General features: G+C 46.7%; 8 protein-coding genes. 5 read left to right on the top strand and 3 right to left on the bottom strand.

Annotation, left to right across the window (positions count from 1 at the left end):
- From ACTIE6_RS14285 to ACTIE6_RS14265, 5 genes are all read left to right on the top strand, one after another.
- A partial coding sequence (locus ACTIE6_RS14285) for a 7TM diverse intracellular signaling domain-containing protein (protein WP_439557285.1) occupies window positions 1-1,617 on the top strand: 1,617 nt, incomplete at its 5' end.
- Entirely contained in the window at window positions 1,614-2,705 is a 1,092-nt protein-coding gene (locus ACTIE6_RS14280) for a sensor histidine kinase (protein WP_439557284.1), read from the top strand. The genes ACTIE6_RS14285 and ACTIE6_RS14280, both read left to right, overlap by 4 nt.
- A gap of 9 nt (window positions 2,706-2,714) precedes the next feature.
- Window positions 2,715-3,104 (top strand): response regulator, encoded by a 390-nt coding sequence (locus ACTIE6_RS14275; RefSeq protein ID WP_439557283.1) that lies wholly within the window; start codon window positions 2,715-2,717, stop codon window positions 3,102-3,104.
- A 335-nt stretch (window positions 3,105-3,439) separates the two neighbouring features.
- The gene (locus ACTIE6_RS14270; RefSeq protein WP_031529254.1) at window positions 3,440-3,628 is read left to right on the top strand and encodes a hypothetical protein; all 189 of its coding nucleotides are present in this window, start codon (window positions 3,440-3,442) and stop codon (window positions 3,626-3,628) included.
- Between the two features lie 145 nt (window positions 3,629-3,773).
- Window positions 3,774-3,923: a hypothetical protein gene (locus tag ACTIE6_RS14265; protein ID WP_200942727.1), complete on the top strand. Its 150-nt coding sequence runs from the start codon at window positions 3,774-3,776 to the stop codon at window positions 3,921-3,923.
- Here the strand turns inward: ACTIE6_RS14265 and ACTIE6_RS14260 are convergent, their stop codons facing one another.
- The 3 genes from ACTIE6_RS14260 to ACTIE6_RS14250 form a co-directional block, all read right to left on the bottom strand.
- On the bottom strand, window positions 3,924-4,625 hold the full coding sequence (locus ACTIE6_RS14260; protein WP_439557282.1) for an L-ribulose-5-phosphate 4-epimerase: 702 nt from the start codon (window positions 4,623-4,625) through the stop codon (window positions 3,924-3,926). It lies immediately after the preceding gene.
- A 6-nt stretch (window positions 4,626-4,631) separates the two neighbouring features.
- Window positions 4,632-6,122 (bottom strand): L-arabinose isomerase, encoded by a 1,491-nt coding sequence (gene araA / locus ACTIE6_RS14255; protein ID WP_439557281.1) that lies wholly within the window; start codon window positions 6,120-6,122, stop codon window positions 4,632-4,634.
- Between the two features lie 35 nt (window positions 6,123-6,157).
- On the bottom strand, window positions 6,158-6,848 hold a 691-nt coding region (locus ACTIE6_RS14250; protein WP_439557280.1), incomplete at its 5' end, for an FGGY-family carbohydrate kinase.

The following is a 6,848-nucleotide window of genomic DNA, read 5'->3' as shown; positions in this document are numbered from 1 at the left end:
GGGATTATCGTTGTAATGGTGCTTTACAACATCTTTATCTACTTTTCAACGAGAGACAGAAGCTACCTTTTCTACGTACTTTACGTGCTTTCGATCGGACTTGCGCAAACTTCCCTTTCAGGTTACGCATTCAAGTATCTCTGGCCGAATGCACCCGGTTTCAACTCCGTAGCAACAATTTGTTTTTCGGGAATAGCCGGTATATCTGCCATTTTCTTCGTTAAAAACTTCCTGCAACTCAAAGAAAAGTGGCCGCGTGCGCTCTTTATTGTTTACATTATCGTTGCGCTGTATTCGTCCTCCATCCTCCTTAATGTAGCTGGATTTGAGCTTCTTAGTTTCAGGCTGGTGGATATTTCAGGTGCGTTTGGTACACTCAGCTGTCTGGTTATCGGTATCAAGCTTTCAAGAGAAAACTACCGCCCGGCCAAGCTTTTCCTGACTGCCTGGTCTATTTTTTTACTCGGGCTTTTCCTCCTGATCCTGCGCAACCTGAACATACTGCCGTATAATATCTTTACAACTTATACCATGCAGTTCGGTTCTATTGCAGAAGTCGTATTGCTTTCAATCGCCCTGGCGGATAAAATCAATATATTCAAGAGAGAACGGGAAGAGTCCCAGGCAGAGGCACTGCGTGTTTCGCTTGAAAATGAGAAGATTATTACGGAGCAAAATGCATTGCTGGAAAGAAGTGTCGATGAGCGGACTGCGGAATTACAAACTGCCAACCAGGAGCTTAACCTCGCTTTAACCCGCCTTAAAGATGCGCAGACGCAACTAATCGATGCAGAAAAAATGGCGTCGCTCGGTCAGCTTACTGCGGGTATCGCCCACGAGATCAATAATCCGATCAATTTTGTGAGTTCCAACATCAAACCTTTGCGGAGAGATATCGATGATGTACTTGAAATCTTGGATTCTTATAAAAATATTCAGAACATTGACTCCATTGAACATTTACATACTAAAATAAACGAAATTGAGGAGCTGAAAGCAGAACTGGATCTTGACTACATTAAAACGGAGCTGGATACGCTTTTAAAAGGTATGGAAGATGGCGCGCACAGAACGGTGGAAATTGTGAAAGGGTTGAAGATCTTCTCGCGCGTGGATGAGCTTGACCTGAATCTGGTCAATATCAATGAAGGCATAGAATCCACACTGATCATTCTCAATTACCAGATGGGGAATGCCATCAAGCTGGTGAAAGAGCTGGGTAACATACCGAGTATCGAATGCTATGCAGGCAAGCTGAACCAGGTTTTCATGAATATCCTGACCAATTCCATTTATGCATTGCTCAAAGAAAACCAGGAAGGAAAGGTACCGACGATCTGGGTTAAAACCTGGCTGAGCGACCCTGACCATATTTCCATTTCAATGCGTGACAATGGACCGGGAATGCCGCCAGAGGTACGTGCCAAGATTTTTGAGCCATTTTTCACAACCAAACAGGTTGGTGACGGAACGGGACTAGGACTTTCGATTGTATTTAAAATTATAGAAGTTCACAGTGGTACAATTCATGTTAATACGGAAGTAGGTAAAGGAACAGAGTTCTTGATCACACTTCCGGTAAAACGAAAAATACGCCCTATCACAGATTTTCAATGAATGAGAAACCAATTACCATTCTATACATCGACGATGAGGAGCATAACCTGCAATCCTTCAAGGCGTCTTTTCGCAAGAAGTACGATATCACAATTACGTCGTCTGTCATAGAGGCCGAGCAAATATTAGAGGACCGGGATTTTTGCATTATCCTGGCCGATCAGCGGATGCCGATTATGACAGGTGTGCAGTTTTTTGAAAAAATCAGGACCAGATTCCCGAAACCGATCCGCATTCTCATCACCGGCCACACCGATATAGGCGCGGCCATTGATGCAATCAACAAAGGAGAAGTATTCCGGTTTATCGACAAACCCTGGGATTATCAGTATGTAGATACCGCGATTGCGAGCGCCTACGATATTTACAAGACGCGGGAAGACCTGAAACTGCGCAACAGCGAATTGCAGAAAGCCAATGAGGAGCTTGATAAGTTTGTATACAGCGCCTCACACGATCTCCGCGCCCCATTGATGTCCGTACTCGGCATTGTGAACCTTGCATTACTGGAAGAGGATGTAAAGTCGCAGAACGAATACCTGGAATTGATCCGCCAGTCGGTGAAGAAGCTGGATACCTTCATTATCAATATTATCGATTACTATAAAAATGCAAGAGGGGTACCTGTTGTGACCGATATCAGTTTCGAGGAACTGGTAACCGAAGTGCAGGCGACTATCCAGTACCTGCCGGAATATGGTAACCTGAAAATGACAACTGACATTGAGCAGACGGGCATTTTCCAGTCTGACGTAATGAAGCTGCGGATCATTTTCAATAATCTGATCAATAATGCGATCAAATTTCAGGATAAGTCGAAGCCGGATCCTTATGTACACCTGACAGTCCGCTCCACTCCTACGCACGCGACTATCATCGTGGCAGATAATGGTACAGGAATCAGGGAGGCAGATCAGGATAAAATCTTTAAAATGTTCTATCGCGCCGGAGCTACTAACAGCGGTTCAGGCATTGGTTTGTACATTGTTCACGAAGCAATATCGAAACTGGGGGGCAGCATCAGCGTGAGCTCACAGATTGGTCAGGGCAGCGTTTTTGAGATCAACATTCCCTCCATTCAAAAATAAACAGGCGGTATGAAGTCACTTCTAAACTTCTTCTTAATAGACGATAGCGCCTTTGATCTTTTCATTTACGAAAAGCTGCTGATCAAAAGCGGAATTACAGATTCGGTCAAAACTTTTAACTCAGCCCGCGAAGCGCTCAAATTTCTCCTGCACGAAGGCGGCACAATTCCCGAGACGATTATCCTGCTCGACTTGCAAATGCCTGATATGAATGGGTTTGAATTCATAGACGAATTTGAAAACCTACCGGACCACCTCCGTTCGAAAATCCGGATCTTCATGCTTTCGTCAACAATAGATACCCGCGACATTGAAAAAGTAAAAGCCAGTCCGCACATCATTGATCTTCTCCCCAAGCCACTTGAAGTAACTTTCCTCAGAAAAAAGCTGGCCATCTGATTCCATCAGGTAACTGGTCACCCTGGCAAGCTCTTTGCTAATCTTCCAACATTATCAAGACAAGCAGACAGATTCGAAATCTATACAGCAGGTTGGGTTTCTTCAGGAATTTTCCGATTCCCGCATTTACTCAGATTGTCCTAAAATGTAACAATCTCTTAATTCCTGCATTTACCTTTAAATTCTGCAATCGACCGGTAACACTATTTGTATAGTATTTATATGATCTACCATATAATTATTTAAATATATTAAGAAATAAACAATGTTCGGGAACACGTTTGTAGCAATGGATCCAAGTGTCTATTGTAAACCTTAACACCCAAACATTTTCAATGAAAACCGATAGCAAGACCTTGTCTGAGATTTTGAAGTTGCACGCTGAATACGTAAAAGAGGTTGAGTTCAGCGGCATCAAACCATTGTCAATGGAAATTTACAAAACCAACTCCCACAATTTTGTTCGCTGGATCAAGGATGAATTCAATCCTGGAAGCAAGTTGCGCAAGGAAGTTGCTGGCTAAGAAGAAATTACGCTCAACGTTTAGAATAAAGTCTTGAACCGCAAGATATTAGGCTGCCGGATCCAAAACGATCCGGCAGTTTTTTTATAGCTTATTCTTTGGTAAGTTTGGTTATCACTTATTAAGCTCGTTAGCAATACTCAAAATGTTTTTAGCACTCTATAATATTCTCAAAGGCCGGTTTTCAAAAGAAGCCATTGAAGAAGCCAAATCCAACCAGAAAGGAATGTCCCGGCAGGAAGCTTTACAGCAAATGCGCAAGATCGCCAGCAAGAAAATAGAGAAGAAAAACTGACTACTCCTGCCCGTAATAGGCATTTTTCCCGTGCTTCCTGAAATAATGCTTGTCAATAAGGCTCTGCTTGATGGTACCCGCCAGCGGGTTGATCTGCAGAGTGAGGTACGCCATCCGTGCAATCTCTTCCAGTACTACTGAATTGTATACTGCCTTGGCCGGGTCTTTTCCCCACGTAAATGGCCCGTGGCAAGCTACCAGCACCATTTCCACCTCTTCATAGCTGAGCCCGTTTCTGGCAAAAAGATCCAGTATCTGGTTGCCCGTTTCCAGCTCGTAATTTCCCTGGATCATCTCATCGGACATTACTTCTGTAACCGGAACCGCCGCGGTCAGGTGATCGGCGTGGGTGGTACCCAGGTTGGGAATAGGCTTTATAGCCTGCGCCCACGCCACCGCGTAAGTGGAATGCGTGTGACAAACCCCGCCGATTTCCGGAAAACTTTTGTACAGTAACGTGTGCGTCCTGGTATCAGAAGAAGGTCGCATGCTGCCCTCGATCACCACGTTATCCAGGTCCACGATCACGATATCCTCCACTTTCAGCCGGTGATAAGGTACCCCGCTCGGCTTGATCGCCACGACGCCTTCTGCCCTGTCGATGCCACTTACATTTCCGAAGGTGACAATCGCCAGTTCTTCCCTGGGGATCTCCATGTTGGCTTCGTAAACCTGCTCTTTGAGATAGGTGTATTTTGACATAATCAATTATTTATAGCTGGCTTCACTCCACCGCAATTCGTTTTTGAGCTGCCGCAGGTTTGTATTTTTATCAATTACCACCAGCTCCACGCCAGCCATTTCCGCGAATGTTTCAATGTGGTTTACAGTCAGGTTTTGGCTGTAAACCGTGTGGTGTGCGCCGCCGGCATAAATCCATGCTGCACATCCCGTCTGCATATCAGGCTGTGGCTTCCACAATGCGCGTGCAACGGGCAGCTTCGGCAATGCTTCGCTTACTTCCACGGCATCTACTTCATTAACGAGAATCCGGAACCGGTTCCCCAGATCAATCAGGGACACATTAAGCGCCGGACCGGCAGGCGCATTGAAAACAAGGCGGACAGGATCTTCCTTCCCTCCTATTCCTAATGCATGAATTTCACAGGAAACCTTACCTGCTGCAATGCTCGGGCATATTTCAAGCATGTGGGAGCCCAGCACCAGCTGATTGGCCGGATCGAAGTGGTAGGTATAATCTTCCATAAAGGAGTTACCGCCGCTTAGCCCGCTTGCCATTACTTTCAGCGCGCGCACCATTGCAGCCGTTTTCCAGTCACCTTCACCTGCGTATCCGAAGCCCGCCGCCATCATCCGTTGCGAACCGATACCTGGTAACTGTTTCATTCCATGCAGATCTTCAAAAGTATTGGTATATCCCTTGAAATTCCCATCCTTTAAAAAGTAATGCAACCCAAGCTCAATGCGGGCTGCGTCGCGCAGTGAACTGTGCCGGCCGGCGTCTAGTTTCAATGCATCGGCCAGCTCGTAAATATCCTGGTATTCAGCAACAAGCCGACTCACTTCCTGGTCTTCAACGCCATTGATGACCTGTACCAGGTCGCCTACTGCATAGGTATTGACAGAAAATCCGAACTTCATTTCCGCAGCTACCTTGTCCCCGTCTGTTACGGCCACCTGGCGCATATTATCTCCGAAACGGACAAACCGGGCTCCCTGCATATCGTGCCACGCAGCGGCTACGCGCGCCCAGTCGCCGATGTTATCCAATACCTCCGGCTGCTGCCAGTGCCCGACAACCATTTTCCTGTTCAACCGCATGCGCGTCATCATAAAACCAAATTCGCGGTCGCCGTGGGCTGACTGGTTGAGGTTCATGAAATCCATGTCAATACTCGCCCAGGGAATGTCCTGGTTGTATTGCGTATGCAAATGCAGCAGCGGCTTTTGCAGGATCTGCAACCCTCTTATCCACATCTTTGCGGGCGAAAAAGTATGCATCCACGCCACCAGCCCGATGCAGGCTGCTGTGCTGTTTGCTTCCTGCATAATCTGGTAAATCTCTTCGGGAGACTTCACTACCGGTTTGAAAACCACGCGCACAGGAATCGCAGCGGCTTCATCAAAGGATTTGGCCAGGATACGGGAATGGTCGTCGACCTGGCGGAGCGTATCTTCTCCATACAAATGCTGGCTTCCCGTGACAAACCAGATTTCGAATTGTTTTAAATCAAGCATTAAGTGGATGGTAAAAAGGCTGTAAGATAATTTTGTTAGCCTGCAATCGCAGGTTCTTTTTGGATCAGGAAGTCGTTTTCGATGAATGCGCCGGCTGTGAGGTATTTGTTATAAAGTACCTGATACACCTGCGACTCGTTTTCTCTCGGGTGATAAACTGCGTCAAAACCCGAGTTCATGGCCTGTTGTGCCTCCTGTAATGTTGGGTAAATGCCCGATGCAACAGCCGCGAACATAGCTGCTCCCAACGCACAAGCCTGCTCGGAAGCGGCCACTTTGATGGGCATATTCAGCACGTCGGCGAGAGTTTGCATGACAAACGCAGACTTTTTGGCCACTCCTCCGATGGCAATTACCTGGTTAATCGGAACACCCTCGTTTCTGAAACGCTCCACAATGCTTTTGGAACCAAATGCAGTAGCTTCCACCAGCGACTTGAAAACGCGTGCGCTGTCGCTCGCAAGATTAAGGCCGAGTATCCCGCCTTTAAGCGTATGTTTCGCATCAGGAGTACGGCGACCGTTGAGCCAGTCAATCGCTACAATGTCCGTCTCTGTGACAGGTAGCTCCGCCGCAAGTTTTGAAAGATGCGGGATCAGGTTTTTGGATAATTCCCGCGCCGATTCTTCTCCCAGCAACGCACGTACAGGTTCTACAATGAGCTTGGCAAACCAGGCATAAATGTCACCAAATGCAGACTGCCCTGCCTCCATTCCCAGCATACCC

The sequence above is a fragment of the Dyadobacter sp. genome (assembly GCF_051859145.1).
In the GTDB taxonomy this organism is placed as follows: domain Bacteria; phylum Bacteroidota; class Bacteroidia; order Cytophagales; family Spirosomataceae; genus Dyadobacter.
The sequence above is the reverse complement of the archived record's forward strand: the minus strand, read 5'-3'. Positions and strand labels throughout refer to the sequence as shown.